The 19465-nt window shown below is 38.4% G+C and carries 21 protein-coding genes; 18 read left to right on the top strand and 3 right to left on the bottom strand.

Annotated features, from left to right (window positions below):
- Positions 1-698: 698 nt before the first annotated feature.
- Complete coding sequence (locus tag ABLT31_RS11990) at positions 699-1493, bottom strand: alpha/beta fold hydrolase (RefSeq protein ID WP_367751747.1); 795 nt, start codon at positions 1491-1493, stop codon at positions 699-701.
- 184 nt (positions 1494-1677) lie between these two features.
- On the opposite strand from ABLT31_RS11990, the gene ABLT31_RS11985 reads away from it, so the two are divergent.
- Positions 1678-2691 (top strand): S-layer homology domain-containing protein, encoded by a 1014-nt coding sequence (locus tag ABLT31_RS11985; RefSeq protein ID WP_367751746.1) that lies wholly within the window; start codon positions 1678-1680, stop codon positions 2689-2691.
- A gap of 10 nt (positions 2692-2701) precedes the next feature.
- Here ABLT31_RS11985 and ABLT31_RS11980 read toward each other — a convergent pair whose 3' ends face one another.
- Positions 2702-3634 carry a helix-turn-helix domain-containing protein gene (locus ABLT31_RS11980; protein ID WP_367751745.1) on the bottom strand — a complete coding sequence of 311 codons (933 nt, stop codon included), beginning with the start codon at positions 3632-3634 and terminating at the stop codon, positions 2702-2704.
- Between the two features lie 257 nt (positions 3635-3891).
- On the opposite strand from ABLT31_RS11980, the gene ABLT31_RS11975 reads away from it, so the two are divergent.
- From ABLT31_RS11975 to ABLT31_RS11965, 3 genes are all read left to right on the top strand, one after another.
- On the top strand, positions 3892-4020 hold the full coding sequence (locus ABLT31_RS11975) for a hypothetical protein (RefSeq protein ID WP_367751744.1): 129 nt from the start codon (positions 3892-3894) through the stop codon (positions 4018-4020).
- Between the two features lie 135 nt (positions 4021-4155).
- Positions 4156-4284: a hypothetical protein gene (locus tag ABLT31_RS11970; RefSeq protein WP_367751743.1), complete on the top strand. Its 129-nt coding sequence runs from the start codon at positions 4156-4158 to the stop codon at positions 4282-4284.
- Between the two features lie 288 nt (positions 4285-4572).
- Complete coding sequence (locus ABLT31_RS11965; RefSeq protein WP_367751742.1) at positions 4573-4905, top strand: hypothetical protein; 333 nt, start codon at positions 4573-4575, stop codon at positions 4903-4905.
- A gap of 93 nt (positions 4906-4998) precedes the next feature.
- On the opposite strand, the gene ABLT31_RS11960 is transcribed toward ABLT31_RS11965, so the two are convergent.
- A complete protein-coding gene (locus ABLT31_RS11960) occupies positions 4999-5448 on the bottom strand; it encodes a YaaR family protein (RefSeq protein WP_367751741.1) in 450 nt (149 codons plus the stop codon).
- A gap of 211 nt (positions 5449-5659) precedes the next feature.
- Between ABLT31_RS11960 and flgM the strand changes: the two genes are divergently transcribed.
- The 14 genes from flgM to ABLT31_RS11890 all read left to right on the top strand — a co-directional run bounded on the left by flgM (position 5660) and on the right by ABLT31_RS11890 (position 19343).
- Positions 5660-5935, top strand: coding sequence for a flagellar biosynthesis anti-sigma factor FlgM (gene flgM / locus ABLT31_RS11955; protein WP_367751740.1), 276 nt, complete (start codon positions 5660-5662; stop codon positions 5933-5935).
- Complete coding sequence (locus ABLT31_RS11950) at positions 5935-6432, top strand: flagellar protein FlgN (RefSeq protein WP_367751739.1); 498 nt, start codon at positions 5935-5937, stop codon at positions 6430-6432. Before flgM ends, ABLT31_RS11950 begins: the two co-directional genes overlap by 1 nt.
- 18 nt (positions 6433-6450) lie before the next feature.
- Complete coding sequence (gene flgK, locus ABLT31_RS11945) at positions 6451-7815, top strand: flagellar hook-associated protein FlgK (RefSeq protein ID WP_367751738.1); 1365 nt, start codon at positions 6451-6453, stop codon at positions 7813-7815.
- 14 nt (positions 7816-7829) lie between these two features.
- On the top strand, positions 7830-8717 hold the full coding sequence (flgL, locus tag ABLT31_RS11940) for a flagellar hook-associated protein FlgL (RefSeq protein WP_367751737.1): 888 nt from the start codon (positions 7830-7832) through the stop codon (positions 8715-8717).
- Positions 8718-8749: 32 nt separating this feature from the next.
- Positions 8750-9202 (top strand): flagellar assembly protein FliW, encoded by a 453-nt coding sequence (gene fliW / locus ABLT31_RS11935; protein WP_367751736.1) that lies wholly within the window; start codon positions 8750-8752, stop codon positions 9200-9202.
- 2 nt (positions 9203-9204) lie between these two features.
- Positions 9205-9450, top strand: coding sequence for a carbon storage regulator CsrA (csrA, locus tag ABLT31_RS11930; protein WP_367751735.1), 246 nt, complete (start codon positions 9205-9207; stop codon positions 9448-9450).
- Between the two features lie 166 nt (positions 9451-9616).
- Positions 9617-10447, top strand: coding sequence for a flagellin N-terminal helical domain-containing protein (locus tag ABLT31_RS11925; protein ID WP_367751734.1), 831 nt, complete (start codon positions 9617-9619; stop codon positions 10445-10447).
- Between the two features lie 75 nt (positions 10448-10522).
- Positions 10523-12484: a glycosyltransferase gene (locus ABLT31_RS11920; protein WP_367751733.1), complete on the top strand. Its 1962-nt coding sequence runs from the start codon at positions 10523-10525 to the stop codon at positions 12482-12484.
- A 127-nt stretch (positions 12485-12611) separates the two neighbouring features.
- The gene (locus ABLT31_RS11915) at positions 12612-14375 is read left to right on the top strand and encodes a glycosyltransferase (protein ID WP_367751732.1); all 1764 of its coding nucleotides are present in this window, start codon (positions 12612-12614) and stop codon (positions 14373-14375) included.
- Positions 14365-15990: a glycosyltransferase gene (locus tag ABLT31_RS11910; RefSeq protein ID WP_367751731.1), complete on the top strand. Its 1626-nt coding sequence runs from the start codon at positions 14365-14367 to the stop codon at positions 15988-15990. Before ABLT31_RS11915 ends, ABLT31_RS11910 begins: the two co-directional genes overlap by 11 nt.
- A 13-nt stretch (positions 15991-16003) precedes the next feature.
- Positions 16004-16834 carry a sulfotransferase gene (locus ABLT31_RS11905; protein ID WP_367751730.1) on the top strand — a complete coding sequence of 277 codons (831 nt, stop codon included), beginning with the start codon at positions 16004-16006 and terminating at the stop codon, positions 16832-16834.
- 16 nt (positions 16835-16850) lie between these two features.
- Positions 16851-17942 (top strand): DegT/DnrJ/EryC1/StrS family aminotransferase, encoded by a 1092-nt coding sequence (locus ABLT31_RS11900; RefSeq protein WP_367751729.1) that lies wholly within the window; start codon positions 16851-16853, stop codon positions 17940-17942.
- Between the two features lie 23 nt (positions 17943-17965).
- On the top strand, positions 17966-18373 hold the full coding sequence (locus ABLT31_RS11895; RefSeq protein ID WP_367751728.1) for a sugar 3,4-ketoisomerase: 408 nt from the start codon (positions 17966-17968) through the stop codon (positions 18371-18373).
- Positions 18374-18380: 7 nt separating this feature from the next.
- Complete coding sequence (locus ABLT31_RS11890) at positions 18381-19343, top strand: GNAT family N-acetyltransferase (RefSeq protein ID WP_367751727.1); 963 nt, start codon at positions 18381-18383, stop codon at positions 19341-19343.
- The last annotated feature ends 122 nt before the right edge of the window (positions 19344-19465 follow it).

The following is a 19465-nucleotide window of genomic DNA, read 5'->3' as shown; positions in this document are numbered from 1 at the left end:
AGACTGGGCACTTTTTTCATTAGATTGATATCAGGTTACTTTCGAAATTCGGGTTAAATTTAAAATAGCGATGTCACTTTACAAGGCGTGTTTATTCATAATAGGAATAATCCCCATAATTGTACCTGAAACTATAAAAAGAGGGGTTAACATTGATTAACTCAACTAATTTCCTGTTGTTCCTCTATATGGAATCTGGTTCTTTCCATACCAACACTAAATCGGTATAGTAAATGTAAGTGGTTTCATTTTCATAAATTGTCTCTACTATCGTGTGATGTATAGCAGCATCTCTTTCAACACTTGGACTGTTGTCCTTAGGGAAACGGTCTTTTTTTATTTTTCTTGTCGAAAAAAGGATAAAAAGGTATTTTACTTTGTGCCAAAATTTTGTATCTTATTGATAGAGAAAAGAGTCTTAGATGAGGAGAGAACCATGAAAAGGGCAAGGTATTTTAATCTTTTCGTTATTTTGTGTACGATTTGTTTTTATGTGTATCATGTTCGAGAATTTGGTGCTCAATCCTTAACCACGATCTTATCTTTGGCTAGCTGTGTGTCATTTCTTGCTTTCTTTTTTCTTTTTATCCGAGTGGGCCGAGGAAGGGTATGAGCAAAAGAAGCCTGTATCTCTAGGAAGAGATCACAGGCTTCTTTTATACTGTCTGAATGATAACTTCTAAACTTGTAGCTTAGCGCTACCAAGTTTTCTTGTATACTTTTTCTGCAAACCCCTCGAGTAAGGCATTAAAAGCCTTGGGTTGTTCCACATTCGGGAGGTGCCCGCAGTCGGGGATGACGACGAGTTCAGAATCAATGAGACGATGATGGATATCCTGCGAGCATTCGTAGGGAATAAAGCGGTCTCGTTCCCCATGGATGATGAGGGCGGGAGCAGAAATGCTCGTCAATAGGTTTCGCTGGTCATAATCCAAGAGCATCGTAAAAAGGTTATACATAAAGTCGAGTTGATTATCCAATATCCCTTTATGAAAGCCTCTGGCAATGGCCCCTTGGGGGTCTAGCCCCATTTGCTCAATGACGGTGTTCACCCATCGCTCCACGCCGCCATTGGGATCATAGATCAAATCAAAAATGTCCTTTCTCCGCTTTTTTTCCTCTTCATCCAAACCGGCAAAGGAGTCTGCGACGACCAAGCCGCTTACCGCATCAGGATATCGGGCCGCAAAATCCAAGGCGACTCGCCCACCCATGGAAACTCCACAGAGCAGGATCTGATCTAACTGGAGTTGATCTAGTAAAAGCTCCTTCAAAACCGCTTGATAGTCGTAGAAATCCAGTTCTTCCCCTCCCTCGGACTTTCCATGTCCGGGCATATCGACAGCAAGGCATTGATACTCTTTCTTAAAATGGTTGCGTTGGTAGAGCCAGTTGATGGAGTTCCCGCCTAGTCCATGGAGAAATACGATCGTTTGGCCTTCCCCTTCTTGAGTATAGTGAATCTGAAATCCTTGATAGGAATAGGTTGCCATTTTCTCTTACCTCCAATGATTCTCACTCACAATGTTCTTATTGTACAGATTTTCAATGAAAAAACCAAATGGGAGAGAATATGGCACCTGAGGTCGAAAAATGGGCAAATTGGTCGATTGTTCGGTTCATGGAACTATATTATAGTATAGTAAAAGACTTCCAAGAGCAAAAAGGAGAGCAACGATGAAAAACATAATGAAAGTATGTCTTTCCGGTATTCTAGCTTTTTCTTTATGGAGTAATACAGCGGTAGCTCAAGAATATCAATTCAAAGACGCTGCACAGCTTCCATGGGCTGCTTCCAGCATCGAAAAGCTATATGCGGAAGGGCTGATTAAAGGGGTCAATGACACCCAGTTTGCTCCGAATTCCCCGATGACCAGAGGGCAATTTGCTACCGTGTTGGCTAAATTAACAGACAAGCCCCTGAAAAACAAAGATTTCCCGTTTAAAGATGTACATAAAGAGCAATGGTTCTATCAACCTATTAAAAAGATGTATCGCCAAGGATTGCTAAAGGGAGTAAGCGCTTCCGAATTTAGTCCCGAACGTAACGTCACCCGTGAGGAAGCCGTGGTTATCCTTGCAAAGGCCTTCGATTTAAAAGGGGATAATAAGCTACCTTTCCGTGACCAAAGCGCAATTAGTTCTTGGGCAAAAGATAGTGTAAAAGGATTAGTGGCTCAAGGTCATTTAGCGATTTTCAAAGACCGCCTGGAACCGAAAAAGCCGATTACTCGGGCTGAAGTAGCTGTGATTCTCCATCATATTTTATATGGACAGCCTGAGCCTTATGTTGCACCCAAGATGACTTCACGTTCGAATGATTTAATTGAACAGCGGATGAACAAGACGATTCAATCTGTTTTAGGTGTTCCTTATAAGTATGGGGGGACCACGACAAAAGGCTTTGATTGCAGTGGATTTACGGGTTATGTATTCAGCCAGCTTGGCGTCGATTTGCCGAGAGATTCCCGCAGCCAATATGGTGTGGGCGAAAAAGTATCCATTGATGAGATGCAAAAGGGAGATCTCATTTTCTTCAATACCGGTGGAGGAGCTATTTCCCATGTGAGTATTTACATCGGCAATAATAAAATAGCTCATGCCACGAGTACTGGAAGCTCCGTTCGCATTGATGACATGGATTGGTATTTGAATAATTATAAGGTTGTTGGAGTGAAACGGGTTTTGTAAGTTGAAGAGCTCAATCTCTTGGAGATTGGGCTTTTTCCGTTAATTTCAACTCTATTAGCTTATTCTCCGTAAATGTTTTATAATGATCTTTCTCAGAGGCTTCAAAGAGGTATAAGGCACTATGAAGCTGGGAGTGGGCTTTTTCGATGTTGCCGTCATAGTAGTAACTAATTCCATCATAATAGGTTGCCTCGCCCATAAGGTAGAAACTATTATGCTGTTTGCTAATGGCACGGGTTTGTTGGGAATAATTGTGAGTGTCTTGGAAGTTATCCTGTTGGTAGGAAACAACAGCGAGGTTATACAAGATGCGAGCGTTAATCATAAAACATTTATTTCTAGTATGTAAAGGGAGAGATTCGATAATAGCCAATGCTTCCTGCAGGGTGGGCAGGGCTTTTTCTAGCTTGCCTTCATGAATCAATAAGACTCCTAAGCTGTTTATACATTCAGTCATTCGGTCAGTTCGCTTAGTTGCTTCGCTGCCAGTCGTAGCTTTTCGTAAGTAGCAATCCGCTTTTTCGAAGTCATGATAAAGCTCTTGATAAAGGATAGCTTGTACCCAATCCAAAAAGGGCTGATCTACTGGGTTTTTAAAGGCCGGATTAGAGCTAGCCATGCGATACCACTTTTCCAGGTCTGCATACTTTTCCTCTTGTACACATGCTTCCATTCGCAGTAGCACGTGCCCCTTGGTTTCGTATTGCTCTATGCCTAAGGACTGGTTGTGTTCGTCCAGCATGGGGAGCATTTCCTCTAAAGGCACTCCATACTTCTTGCTGAAATAGCGAAGATCATCCAGTGTGGGCGTTAGTTTGCCTCTCTCAATGAGGCTGACTGTCGATTGATGCATAAACCCCTCCCTCCCAATGGCAGCTTGGCTAATCTTAGCCATCTCCCTATGCATTTTCAAAAATTGACTAATCAGTGTTGCATTACTCAACGGAATCCCTCCATTTTATAGGTATTTGTACCTATTTAGAAAATACGACATTTAAAATCATAATTCAACAATTATTTTGATAAATTCATCATTTAGCTATGAATATATTCATAGTTCTGTCAAAGAATGTTCAAAAATAGAAGGGATATAGGTGTGGAGAATAAATGGTTTAGTTAAATGCTCTTAAATCGAATTTTGATATGGGTCTAAAGTCTAGTATATTTAATTCATCAGATAGAGAAAGGAGGAGCGAGAGAATGAAAACATGGATGATAGGGTTATTCCTCTTCGGACTTCTTATCATGGGACAAGTCCAAGATACAAGTCACTTCGCTTTAGATTTCACTTCAACCGTACAACCAGATGATCTCCCGCCAAGGCACTAACATCCTCTACAACCCTCAGCGGTAGAGCTGACAAGACTCTCCCAGCCCCAACCGGGGTAGAAAAAGGCGGCCACCCAGATCCTGCGGGTAGGAGCTAGTTTGGAACACACAAGGATAATAAGGAGGAGCGAGAAAATGAAAAGATGGATAGTGGGGTTATTTCTCTTCGGACTTCTTATCATGGGACAAACCCAAGATACAAGCCACTTGGCTTTTGACATTACTTCAATCATACAGCCAGACGATCTCCCACCAAGGCACTAAATCCTCTACAAACCTCAGTGGAGAGCCAACAAGGCTTTCCCAGCCCCAACCGGGGAGAAAAAGCTGCAACCCAATTCCTGCGGGTAGGAGCTAAATAGGATAAGAAAATTAAACAATAAAGCCTCCGCGGCAGAGATGGTTATTTCTGAAGTGGGGGATTTTTTTATTGTTATGGTCTAGGTGATCGAAAAATTCTATGTCGTTGGATGTGATATAATAAAAGCAAACTTGAACGGAAAAAACATGACTTAAGTGAGTGCAAAACACTGAGGAAGGAGGCTGATTACTATGGATCAAAACGAAATAACTAAAAAGATACTTGAAAAATTAGATCGTATGGACAAGAAGTTCGAAGAGCGGTTTGTCAACTTAGATCAAAAGATTGACGGGGTTGAGCAAAGTATCTTGTCCAAGATGGATGAACGGTTTGATCAGTTTGAAAGTAAAATTCTTAAACATGGAAACGATCAGACCCGTCTTGTAGTTGAGGCCATGGAGTCTCTCGAAAATCGTCTTTCTGGACGGGTGGAACGGATGGAAGTTAGGCAGGCGAAAACTACGGACAGGATTGATGTATTAGAAGCGGATGTCACAATTTTAAAGAATAAATTGGCGGATTAGAAGTTAGAAAAATCAAAGCGGAGCCAACAAGACTTTGCCGCCTACAGTACAAGCGACCACCCTAATACGACGGGTAGGCCGTTTGTTTGATTTTTACAACCACATATTCACCAATAACCCCTTAATCTCTCCTACTTGATTCAATATATCTAAACCCTTTTGCTCTTTACTGAGGACGGCATTTGTCAATTCCACCAATTTTTCGTTCACTTCGGTCACCATTTTATATACTTTGGATCTTCCGCGTCGATTAAATCCTTGTCTTTCTTCTAGGCCCACCCCGTGCTTGACGGCTTCTTCCATAAAAGACTTTACAAGGTTTTTATAGACGCGCAGTTCACGGACGGTTCGGGTCTTGGCTAAGCGTTCCCCCGCGGCATCGATATCCGAAATCATTTTTTTCAGCTTGTCTGTTGTCATTTTGCTATGTTGTTGGCGTACGACATCCTGAAAGTGTATCCCATCATCGATCATTTGGTGAAGGGAATCGATGCTTTTTTTTGAATTAACGGCATGGGGGGATCGATTATCTTCAATGCGCATAATTGTTTCCTCCAGAAACGGTCGTGTGTACAGTTATCTCCATCCTAACATAGGAACATGGGATCGGCTATGAGGAAATTTTATGATGTAAGATCTAGAAGAAGCGTATGGTAAAATAGGAATGAAAGCCTAGCTGGATAAATTAAAGAAAACAACTCAAGTTACCGATAGTATTAATATAGATCAGTTCGAGAAGAAAAGAGGTGTCTACATGAAAATAAACGGAAGTAATCGAATGAACGGAATTAATCCTTACCAAAAGCTGAACCAGCCTGCCGCGGAGAAAACGAACAAGACCTCTTTTGGCAAGGATGAGGTTAAAATCTCATCGGAGGCTCTCGAATTAATGAATATGAAGAAAACAGAAAGTACCGAACGAAACGAGAGAATCCGGCAACTGAAAGAACAGGTACAATCAGGCACGTACAAGGTAGATAGTCAGAAGCTGGCAGAAAAAATGTATGAACAGTTCAAGAGGGAATTCTAATGGACAGCTTGCAAAAGATTGAAACGTGTCTAATGGAACTGTTAAGTGAACATCATACCTTGCTGGAAATGACGCTAGAAAAAAAGAGGGTGTTGATTCATGGGCCGATCCATGAATTACCCTCTTTACTTGCGAAAGAGTCCCCTGTAATCAAACGAATTCAGTTCTTGGAAGAACATCGTCAGTATCTGTTGAAGGATTACTTTAAAAAAATAGGTGTCACTCAAAAGACAACGACATTATCGGAATTTATCGGAAATATTTCTCATCCAGGTTACCAAAGAAGCTTTGCAGAGTTGGGGAGCGAGCTGGGAAAAGTGCTGTGCGATCTCAAATTTGCCAATGATCTCAACAATGAGCTGGTGGAGCAATCGATGGCTTTTATCCAGGATACATTGGAGGTCCTTATGGAAGATCATCAGATGGATATGACCTATGGAAAGCCATTGAAGGCGAGAACCTCTTATGGCCATAGCTTCTTTAATAACCGGGCGTGATAAAAAGGAGAGAGAGCCATGGCCTCAACGTTTGGGGGATTAGAGGTAGGAAAACGGGCCCTTTATGCGCAACAGGCTGCGATGTCCACCACCGGCCATAATATTGCCAATGCGAATACCGAGGGATTTAGCCGGCAGCGTGCGGTTTTAAAAACCACGGATCCGTATCCTCATCCCGGTATGAATAACGGGATGATGCCAGGTCAGATCGGGACAGGTGTCGAAGTCACCACGATCGAGCGAATGAGGGAAGCTTATTTAGATCGGCAATATCGGAGCGAGAACAGTCATCATGGCTATTGGGATACGAGACAAACCAGCTTGGAGCAGCTGGAGGGCGTATTTAATGAACTTTCTGAACACGGACTGCATGCTTCCATGGATAAGTTTTGGCAATCCTGGCAGGACCTGATGAATGAACCCGAGAGCTTGTCAGCGAGGGAAATTGTCATGCAGCGTGGCGTAGCGGTTGTCGACTCCTTTCGCCATCTGTCCGGTTCTATTCAAGCGATTAAGGAAGATCTGACAACCGTTCGGCAAGAAAAAACGGATCAGGCAAATCAGTTGGCTGAAGAGCTGCGAAAAGTCAACGAAGATATTTCTAGGCTGGTTCCCCATGGCTATACACCCAATGACTTATATGATCGCAGGGATCAAATTATCGATCAGCTTTCTAAATTTGTTGATGTGACCGTTACCCCTTCCACCCAGGGGATGGTTAATGTTGTGGCTGCAGGACAGCCGTTAGTGACAGGGAGAGATCCCATTACTCCATTGACGGTCGATTCACCAGTCCAGCGCGGAGAACTGCTAGCCTTAAGAGAGATGGTAGGGACGCCTGGAGAAATTGATAGCTACTTGCAGAAGTTAAATCAACTAGCAACTGTATTAACAACAGAGGTCAACCGCCTTCATAGTGCCGGTTATGATCTGAATGGGAATCAGAGTGGATTGGTTTTATTCATTGGAAATGATGCGACCACGATTCAGATGAACCCGGAACTCCTCCTTTCGCCGAGTCGTTTAGCTGCTGCAGGTTCTCCGGTAGTAGGGAATTCGGATAGAGCCCGAGCGATCGCAGCTTTGAAATTTACCGAGCTCCCGGGCTTAGGTAGCGCTGTGACGATGGATCAATTTTTCTCGTCCATGATTTCCAAGATTGGAGTCGATACGGAACAAGCTAAGCGCTTCGTGGAGAATTCTGAATTGACAAAGGAAGCGATTGAAACCAGAAGGCAGTCCGTTTCAGGGGTTTCTTTGGATGAGGAAATGTCTAATATGATCAAGTTCCAGCATGCTTATAATGCGGCAGCTCGTAGTATCACCGTCGTAGATGAAATGCTAGACAAGCTCATCAATGGTACGGGAGTAGTCGGAAGATAAGGAAGTGAGATGAAATGAACCTCAGGGTTACGCAAACGATGCTGAACCAAAATATGATTCGGCAGGTGAATGGAAGCTATCGTAAATTAGAGAGCCTGCAAACCCAAATTGCCACCGGAAAGCAAATCAATAAACCGTCAGATGATCCCTATGGAGCGACGAGAATTATGGACTATAGCTCGAAAATCAGGGAAATCGAAACCTTTCAGCGGAATACGACCGAAGCGCTGAATTGGCTGGATATGACCGATGACATGCTTCTTAAAGCGAATGAACTTTTAATCCGTGCCAAAGAAATCATCGTACAGGGGAGCCAAGACTCGTTCGGGATGCAATCTAGGGAAGCAGTAGCTGATGAATTGAGCCAACTCAAGTTAAATTTGGGGGATATAGCGAATACTACCTACAAAGGCAGGTTTATCTTTGCAGGTGGGGAAACGAACAGGGCCCCCTTTGATGGGCAGAACCTTGTGACGGAAAATCTGGATCAGCGGATGGTGGAAGTTACGCAGGGCAGCTATCTCCCCATCAATGTGCCGGGAAAAGAGTTGTTTGGACAGGATGAAGGGATTTTTGCTTTGTTTGATCAGGTGATCGCTGATCTGCGGGACTCTTCCAGGTCGGGAGCAGAGATAACCTATCATCTTACGACACTAGAAGCCCAGCAGGATCATTTTGTTACCATGCAATCTACGGTGGGTGCCAGGGTAAACCGGGTGGAGCAATCCATTGACCGGTTGGCTGCGCAATGGACGAGCTTTAACAAGTATTGCTCAGATATACAAGATACCGATATCGCAAAGGCGGTAATGGAACTAACAGCACAAGAAAATACCCATCAGGCAGCGCTAAGTGCAGGGGCAAGGGTGATCCAGCAAACATTGGTAGACTTTCTCCGTTAAGTATAATCGTCATTAGGTGAGAGGAGAGAAATATGAAAATAGATAGCCTGTTATTCGGCGAGTTGGAAATTGATCGAGACAAGATAGTCACGTTTGAAAGAGGTATCCCTGGATTTCCAGAATCCAAAGAATATGTCTTTCTGGAACTGCCGGATACCCCTTTTTTTATTATGCAGTCGGTCAGTAACGAACTGTTTTTTTATGTGGTGAACCCGTATGATTTTTATCAGGATTATGATGTGCAATTATCGGACAGTGTGATAGAAACACTTCGAATTGAAAAACCGCAGGATGTGTTAATTTACAACATAGTTACCATTCCAGAAGACTTCCAAAAGGCAACCGTCAACCTGAAAGCTCCGCTTGTCGTGAATGTAACGACAAGACAAGGGAAGCAGTATATCTTAAATGAAAAACACTTTGGTATAAGGCAACCGCTTTTCGAAAAGGTAACTAGCTCCGATGTACAGGAGATAGGAGGATAACTATGCTCGTCCTGACACGAAAACTTAAAGAATCCATAATGATTGGTGACGACATTGAAATCACCATCGTCGGAATCGACGGTGATCAGATCAAACTGGGGATTAATGCTCCACGGCATGTGGATATTCATCGGAAAGAGGTTTATTTGGATATCAAAAACGCTAATGAAGAAGCGGGGAAAGTACCTATTGCTCCAATGAATGTGGCAGAGCTGTTACAGCAGATGGGAAAAGGAAAAAAAGAATAATTTTTTTTCTGTAAAAAAGCTAAAAGGTTGTCGGAGATTGTCCGATAATAGAGATATAAGGAACAATATCTAACTACAGCGCGCGAGTAGGAGGATGGAGTTTCAAAATTAAGAGTATCCGATCCACAAGGATGTGGGAGGAGCCAATTCAGGGAGGAAGATTGAAATGATTATTAATCATAATTTGAGTTCTATGACTGCTTATCGTAATTTAACTTCGAATAGTGCTGCCCAGTCGAAATCTATGGAGAAATTGTCTACAGGGTTACGGATTAATAAAGCTGCGGACGATGCTGCGGGTTTAGCTATTTCAGAGAAAATGCGTGCACAAATCCGCGGATTGGATCAAGCCCAACGAAATGCACAGGATGGTATTTCATTAATCCAGACCGCAGAGGGAGGGTTAAATGAAACACATTCAATCTTGCAAAGAATGCGTGAATTAACCGTTCAAGCTGCAAGTGATACAAATGAAACACAAGATCGTGCGGCAATCAAAAGTGAGCTTGATGAATTAATTAAAGAAATTGACCATATTTCCGATTCGACAAAGTTTAATGGAACTACGTTATTTGAATCTACGACAACAACCTTTGCATTGCAAATTGGTGCTACAAATGATGCTGCCGATAAAATGGATTTGGATTTAACGAAAATTCAGGCTTCAGCTTCTTCTCTGGGTGTTTCGTCAGCTTCAATTACAGTAAGCTCTAACTCATTTGCAACCCAATCGCTTGGCTATATAGATGATGCAATTAAAAAGGTTTCTGAAGGACGAGCTTATTTAGGTGCAAATCAAAACAGACTTGAACATACTATTAGTAATCTTGGAACTTCATCCGAAAATTTAACAGCTGCCGAATCACGTATTCGTGATGTCGATATGGCAAAAGAAGTGATGACTAATAGCAAAAATAATATTCTCTCTCAAGCTGCACAAGCTATGCTTGCTCAAGCTAATCAACAACCACAAAGTGTTTTGCAATTGCTTCGTTAAAATTATCTTTCTGAGGAGAGCAATTTTCATGCTCTCTTTTTTCTATAATATCTTGTGCTTAGGTAGGTGAGAAATATGGATATTTCAGTATGTATTATTGCAAAAGATGAGGAAAACTGCATTTCGGATGCTTTGAACAGTATTGCTTCTATAGCTAGTGAAATTATTCTTGTGGATACGGGTTCAACCGATCGGACTGTAGATATAGCTGCTGAATATGGTGCAAAGATCTTTCACACCACATGGGAAAATGATTTTTCAAAGGTTAGAAATTTTGCCCTTTCAAAAGCTAAAGGGGAATGGATTGTTTTTTTAGATGCTGATGAGAAGCTAACTTGGGAGAGTACATTTGCTTTACCATCAGTCCTCAAGCAGGCTGTCTCCTCTAGTGCAGATGTAGTATTGTCATTAATGATAAATCGGGATAAAAAAAAGAAAGTAATGATTAACTCAAACCCTACAATAAGAATATTTAAAAATGACCCTAAAATTAAATATGTAGGTAAGATTCATGAAAAAATTACTCGTGAAGATGGAGAGTTAAAGTATACAGATGCCACAAATCAAATCATTATTGTTCATACAGGTTATTCCCAAGATATCTTAGAAGTCAAAAGTAAATCAAAAAGAAATTTGGATATGCTCTTTCGGGAATTGGATCATAACCCTACTAGTAGTGACCTTTGCTTTTATATTTCAGAAGCTTACATGCTTGGCTATCAGCTTGAAGAGGCTCTAATGTACGCCTATAAAGTATTAGATTTTAATAATTCTACTCTCTACGGTTTAAAACAAAAAAATTACATTAATATTATTGATTGTAAAAGGGCACTGAAATACCCTGTTGATGATTTGAAGGCAACAATATTAGAGGCTGTAGATGCTTTTCCAACCTTTCCTGATTTTCAATTCTACCTGGGAGAGGTTTTTTTTGAAGCTCGACGTCTCCATGATGCAATCGGTGTGTTTGAAAAGGGGATCGAACTTATTCCTCACGCTAATTCCTCCCAATCTAAAGCTCAATTAGAAATAGCTAATAAATTTTTTGTACTTGGTCGGCTTTATTATTTGACCAATCAATTTCATAAAAGTACAGATGCCTTTATCCAATCTTTAAAAGTAGATCAATACCAATATGCTTCCATTAAGAATTTGTTATCTTTGCTGTCAAAACATGAGAATACGGTTGATATTGTTAACTTATTATGGAAAGTCTATGATAATTCTAAACTGAAAGATCTGGTTTTTCTGTTTAAGGCATCATTAGAAATTCGTAACAGTGAGCTTTCATATTATTTCTATAATTTATTGTCTTCCGTCCAGCAAGCATACCTGAAAAAAGAAAAATTAGAGCTCGATTTTTTAAGAGGTCATTATTCTATAGTTGTAAATAGCTTTATGGATATTTACTCAGAGACAACCAAGGAAGAATATATATTAAAGGCAATTATTTCAGCCTTACTATTAGAGGATAACGAATTGCTTAGCAGCATTGGAAACAAGGTAGATGACCCTTGTATTAATGTGATACCAAAAGTATTACTTGGAAAAAAGGACGAACTATATCAAGAATCTAGAAATCACTTAGTCACGTTAATAAAATATTCTATGTATATAAAAGATATTCGGACTTTACCATCGCTATTGAATTTGGTAATAGATGAAAGCTTATTTATTGAAGCTGCAGAATCGGCCTTTGAGATTGAGAATTATGAAGCAAGCTTGGAATTATTTGATATGTATTTAAGACAAAATGATGAAGTAGAAAGTGATCTCCTTGCTAAAATTTTATTAAGAATGGGCGAATGTCTTTATCGCACTAGTTCAAATTGGGAGTTATCCCTTCAGTTTTTTTTGGATGCGCTGGCTCTTACGCCGAATAACTATGAAATATATGAATTATCTCTTGAGGTTTGCCAACGATTAGGAAATAAGACAAAGACTCAAGAAATTGTGAGTAAGGCTCTTGAATTTTTCCCTGACTCTGAGTACCTTAAATCTTTGAAAAATGAATGCGGGAGATTCATTGTTAAATAGAAATATTAATTCACACAGATATAAAGTTAAAGATTATACGGTTGTTATTTAATAAAATACATTGAAGATGATTGCAATCTGAAAAATTTTAAATAGATTCGGTTACGCAGTGCATGGGGGGACAGAGATGAAAACCAGCATTATTATATTAACGTGCAATAAACTGGAATATACTAAGCTATGTATAAATAGTATTCGCGAATATACCAAGGAAGGAAGCTATGAGATTATTGTTGTAGATAACCATTCTTCGGATGGAACGGTAGAGTGGTTATCAGCGCAAAAGGATATTATTAGTATTCTAAATAACGAAAATTTGGGATTTCCTAAAGGGTGTAACCAAGGAATTGAACTAGCAAGTGGAGAAAATATTCTCCTGCTAAATAATGATACAATTGTCACGGAAAACTGGTTGAATAATTTAATCGTTGCTTTATATAGTAGCGATAAGATTGGGGCTGTGGGTCCTGTTACCAACAGTGCCTCTTATTACCAATCAATCATTACAGATTATCAAAGTATAGATGAAATGCACCATTTTGCACTACGAAATAATAGACTTAATTATAAAAAATGGGATAATCGGTTAAAACTTGTCGGCTTTTGTATGCTGATAAAAAGGGAAGTTGTAGAACGAATCGGTTTACTCGATGAACGTTTTTCACCGGGTAATTTTGAAGATGATGATTATTCCTTCAGAATCCTGAGTGCAGGATATCAACTTCTATTGTGTAAGGATACCTTTATCCATCACTTCGGCAGTATTTCTTTCAGGGATAATCCAACCCATTATAATTCCCTTCTCAAAGGCAATGAAATGAAATTTGAAGATAAATGGGGATTTAATCCAAATTATTCCAGTCTCATCAGAAACGATATTATTAACTTAATTGATCCCCCCCAAGATTTAGCTATAAATGTATTGGAAATTGAATGTGCTTGCGGGGGAACATTGATGCAAATTAAAAATAAGTACAAAAACGTAAATTTGTACGGAATTGAAATGAATGATCAGGCGGGAGCCATTGCATCCCAATTTGCTAAGGTACAGAAAGTTAATATTGAAAGTGAGTTATTAGGCTATCCAGAGGAATTTTTTGACTATATTATTTTACCGAATGTTCTTGAACACTTATTCAATCCATGGAAAGTGGTCAAAAATTTAGAAAAACATCTTAAGAGCAATGGGAAGTTGTTAGTAAGTATTCGTAATGCTATGCACTATAGTATGCTGAGCGATCTAATTAATGGAAACATTTCTTATACACATTCCAGGAATCCCGATCGAACCCCTCTCAGGTTCTTTACGTTAGAAGAAATTAAAAAAATGTTTAAGGAATCTGGCTATGAAAAAATAGATTTTGGGATGACAACCATAAATAAGACAGAGTCAGATGAACAATTTATTAAGTTACTGTCCATAACAAATGGCGGACAACTAACAGACCAGTATAATGCCTATCAATATTTGGTCACTGTCCGGAAGAAGGATTATACAGAAGAATTAAAAAAAGTTCTTAGGAGACTAGAGTTTGAAATTGACCGAGAAAGCAATCAGAATCGGTTGCTTAATATTATTTTGGAAGGTCAAGTTGATCCACTTGAAATATTGCATGTTGTAAATAAAGATATTATACAAAAAGAGTATATATTGAATATGGTTTCCATTCTATGCTATCAAAATAAAGCTATGGATTATGTCCTTCCTTTTTTACAAGCTGCATTCGAGATTAACAACAAAAATCCAGATACTCTGTTTAATTTGGGATTTGTACTTTATCAATTAGGGGAAAAGAATCTAGCAGCAAATTTCTTAGAACCAATAGCACACAAGGATGACGAAGCTCAGACTTTACTTTTGGAAATAAAGGGGAATAAAGATGAACGATAAAAAAGTTTGCTTTATTTTTTGCGTGAATAACCTTCAACTCTTTGAAGAGTCCAAAAAATTTATTAGTTCATTATATGTCCCAGAGGGTTACCAGGTTGAAGTTTTGTCGATTAAAGACGCTTCAAGTATGGCGGCAGGATATAATCAATTAATGAAGGAGACTGATGCTAAATATAAAGTATATCTGCACCAAGACGTTTTTATTTTGAACAAAAATTTTCTTGAAGAGATCATTGAACTTTTTACCTCGTATCCTCAATTAGGCATGTTAGGTCTCGTTGGGGCCAAGAATTTACCTGAAAATGGTGTATGGTGGGAGAGCGGTGATATATGTGGAAAAGTATACGACAGTCATACTGGTAAGATGGAGTTGCTCCATTTTCATGAAGTGAGAAAAGATTATGAAAGTGTACAAGCTATTGATGGACTAATTATGGTCACTCAGTATGACATTCCTTGGAGAGAAGATATTTTTAAGGGCTGGCATTTTTACGATATATCACAATCCCTCGAATTTATAAAGGCAGGCTACGAGGTGGGAATTCCTAAGCAGGAAATGCCTTGGTGCATGCATGATTGCGGAATTGTCAATATAAAGAATGGTTATGAAGAAAGCAGGGGAATTTTTTTAAGGGCTTATAGAAATATTTTTAGTTCCTTGAATGACTATTCAGTACATATTAAAGATACGAATGAATTTCCTCTTGTTAGCGTACTAATCCCTGCTTTCAATCGACCACATTATTTGGAAATAGCTCTAAAAAGTGTTCTTGAGCAAACTTATAGGAATATAGAGATTATCATTTGTGATGATAGTACAAATAATGAGGTTGGAGTAATGATAACTCCTTATATGGAAAAATTCACAAATATAAAATACTTTAAGAATGAAAACAGATTGGGTGGTTTCTCCAATTTACAGCATTGCTTTAACCTTGCTTCAGGAAAGTATATAAATTTCTTATTAGATGATGATCAGTTTCATCCTAACAAAATAGAGAAGATGATCTCATATATGCAAAATGATCGCAGTATTACACTTGTGACATCTTACCGTGAAATTATCGATGAAAAAGGAAATCAACTTCCTGATTTTTTTACTACAAAGAGACTATTTGATAAGTCGGTTATTATTGACGGCAAGGAGTTTGGAAATTTAATTTTGAAAAATAATGTCAATTTTATTGGAGAAGCGACAACTGCATTGTTTCGAAAGGAGGACCTGTGTGAACCATTTGGCGAATATAAAGGTGAAAAATATTATGGTATTAATGATTTAGCATCCTGGATGCATTTATTATCAAAAGGAAAGATAGCTTATATATCGGATCCTTTAAGCTATTTTAGGCAGCATCCCGGACAAAATACTCATTCTTTATCTACTGCGGTCAAATCATTGATAAGTTGGAAAAAACTAATACAAGAAGGTAGACAAGATTGTTTTTTGGAAGATAAAAAGGACCTTCAACAATCAGCAAATTCATTAATCAAACAGTCTGCAGATTTGTTAAATCGAATGATTCAATCTAGTAATAACTCAGATTGTGACACTATCATAAACATTATGAATTGGTGTATAAAGGAATTAAAAGATGAAATGAAATCAACGTATTAAAGGGGAGATTCAAATGAGCAATGATCTAGGGGGAGTAAGGTTTTTAATTATCAATGGATTTGACCGTTCTGGAACTTCTATGATTGCAAAGGTTCTTGCTAAACATCCACAGATTGAAGCAATATTTCAGCCTTTTAATGCTACGATTCTACGGACTACACAATGGGATTATTGGGAACCAAATCACATGTGTTATGGAGTGGAGAAATTTATGGGTCACATGTTAAATGGTTATATTGATAAAAATTTTATAGCCTCAGATTGGTTCAAAAAACATAGTACAACTCAAAAAATCGTACCGGGCAAATTACATGTGATTAAGACAACAAACTTACATTTTAAAATCGATTGGTTTCTAAATAAATTTCCACAAGTTGAAATTTTTTCAATAGAACGGAGTTTTTTTGCAACTGTTTGCTCATTAATGAGGAATAATTTCTATCAAGAGTGGTATGGGGAAGATGCATATCAAGCAATATGTGAGTATGTCAAGAAGGACGACAAGATTTCTGCAAATCTCCGGGCATGTGTTTACGACGCAAAGGATGATTTGGAAAAGATGGGAGTAATTATTGCAGTTCGAACTTCCGTTATGCGTCGCTCAACAAAAAAGACAATTTATTATGAAAGAATAATGGAGAACCCCAATTCTTCTTTTAATGAAGTGACCGGTTACTTTGGTTTGGATTCTTTTGATTTCGAACCGTATATGCAGGAGGACTATAATATTATTGGGAAAAACTTTGAGTTAGTTGATCTGTGGAAAACTTATTTTAATAAGTACGAAATAAGTAAATTGGAGAGGATATTTTCAAATATGGAATCTCCAATATTAGTTAAATAAAAGAAGGAGTGTCTAAATGATTTCATTTTTGGATCTAAAGAGCATTAATCACAGATACCGAACGGAAATTCTAAATGCGATAACAAAAGTACTTGATAGTGGATGGTATGTACTTGGTGAAGAAGTTGAAGAGTTTGAAAAAGAATTTGCAATGTTTTGTGGTGTTAAACATTGTATTAGTGTAGCTAATGGTCTTGATGCTTTATGGTTGATTCTAAAAGCCTTTGATTTTAAACCGGGAAATGAAATCATCGTGCCGGCAAACACTTACATAGCTTCTATTTTGGCGATTACAAATAGTGGTTTAAAACCAGTACTAGTTGAACCAAATATAGATTCTTATAATATAGATCCACAAAAAATTGAAAATAAAATAACCTCGAATACTAAAGCAATAATGGTTGTTCATCTATATGGTCAAACAGTTGAATTTGAAGAAATAAAAAAAATAAGTCACAAATACAACTTGAAAATTATAGAAGATGCTGCTCAAGCCCATGGAGCCATGTATAAGGGGCAGCGAGTAGGGAATTTAGGGGATGCGGCTGGCTTTAGTTTTTATCCTAGCAAAAACTTGGGTGCATTGGGAGACGGGGGAGCTATAACAACCAATAACGATGAATTGGCGCTCAAATTAAAGTCCCTTCGTAACTATGGCTCAATTGAAAAATATAAGCATATTCATAAAGGAACGAATAGTAGGTTAGACGAGGTTCAGGCAGCCGTATTGCGAATTAAATTGAAGCATCTTGATGAGGATAATCAACGTCGAAGGGAAGTAGCTCAAAATTATATAAGACATATAGAAAATTCTAAGATAATACTTCCAAAGGTTGTCCATGACGAAGCGGAATCACATGTTTGGCACCTCTTCCCAATCAGAACTACGCAAAGAAACAAACTTCAGGAGTTCTTATTGAATAGCGGCATACATACTATGGTACATTACCCAATCCCCCCATATCAGCAAGAGGCATATAAAGGATGGAATGCCTATCATTTTCCTATTACAGACCAGATTCATCGAGAAATACTAAGTTTGCCAATGAGTCCAACTTTAACAGAACAAATGGTAAACGAGATTATATCGGTTGTGAATAGATACTAAATTTGTATAATAGGTGATAGTAAATGAAGGTAAAATTACATGAATTTGTCATTAAAGGGGATTATAGGGGATCTCTTATAGCTTTAGAAAGTAATCGCAATATTTCGTTTGATATAAAGAGGGTTTACTACATTTTTGGAACAATGGAAGATGTAAGACGGGGGTGTCATGCCCATAGAAATTTAGATCAAGTTTTGATAGCTGTGAGCGGAGGTTGCAGGATTTGGTGTGATGATGGTAAGAATCAAACCTGTATCAGTTTAGATACCCCAACAAAGGGACTATATATTGGTTCAATGGTTTGGAGAGAAATGTATGATTTTACACCAGATTGTGTTTTGTTAGTAATAGCAAATCAGTATTATGATGAGAATGATTATATAAGGAGTTATGACGATTTTATAAAAATCATACAGGGTGGGGAGGACTAAAAAATAGGTGCTATTTGTTAGGGAATACAATAATGAAGACCAAAGTAATTGGGATAAAATTGTTGCTACATCCATTAATGGAACTTTTCTACATAGTCGTCGCTTTCTTTCATATCATGGTAGCCGATTTAAAGATAAGTCCTTGGTCGTTGAAAATAACCAAAATAAAATCATTGGTGTATTTCCAGCAGCATTGGATCCTTTAAATTTAGGATGCGTTTCGAGCCACCCTGGACTAACGTATGGAGGTATTATCCATAAGGGAGAACTGAAGGGGGCTGATATACAAAATGTTTTAGAGAACATATGTCGATTTTATAAGGAACAAGAATTATCAAAACTAAGATATAAACCAATACCATACATTTACCACAGGATTCCTTCTTCGGATGATTTATATGCCCTTTTTCGTCTGAATGCTCATCTCTATAGAAGGGATTTGGCGGCAACAATTGATTTTGAATATCGTCCAGCATTAAGAAAATCTAGAGTACACTCTTTAAAAAAGGCTATAAGAAGTGAAATTAATATAGAGTACGGGAAAAAAAATCTAAACAAATTTTGGGATATACTTGTCGAAAATTTATTTAATAAATATCAAAACAAACCGACTCATTCTATCCAGGAAATCAGTCAATTGTCTGAAATGTTTCCTGATAATATCGAATGTGTTGTTGCTAAAAAAAAGAGTGAGGTCATTGCCGGAGCTATTCTATTTTTTACACTCCCAACGGTTCATGTTCAATATATTGCAGCTAATAAGAAAGGCTACGAGTACTCTGCGCTGGATCTTGTTTTTGATGATTGCATTCACAAGAGTATAAAAAAAGGCTATCGTTATTTCGATTTTGGAATTAGCACGGAAAATCAAGGTAGGTTCCTGAACGAAGGGTTACACCGCTTTAAAGCCAGCTTTGGAGCAGGTGGAGTGGTTTATGAACACTACGAGTTAAATATAGATCTATTTTAGAAAGATGATTCTTCAATTTGTTACTTGATCTATGCTTTTATAGTTGCATCATGTGTGATCGTAATTTAAAATTTCATATTTCGGATTAAGCTTTCCGAAGAACCTTAATAGGTTTCTAATCC

The organism is Ammoniphilus soli (assembly GCF_040813775.1).
This window is presented reverse-complemented; position numbering and strand designations above follow the sequence as displayed.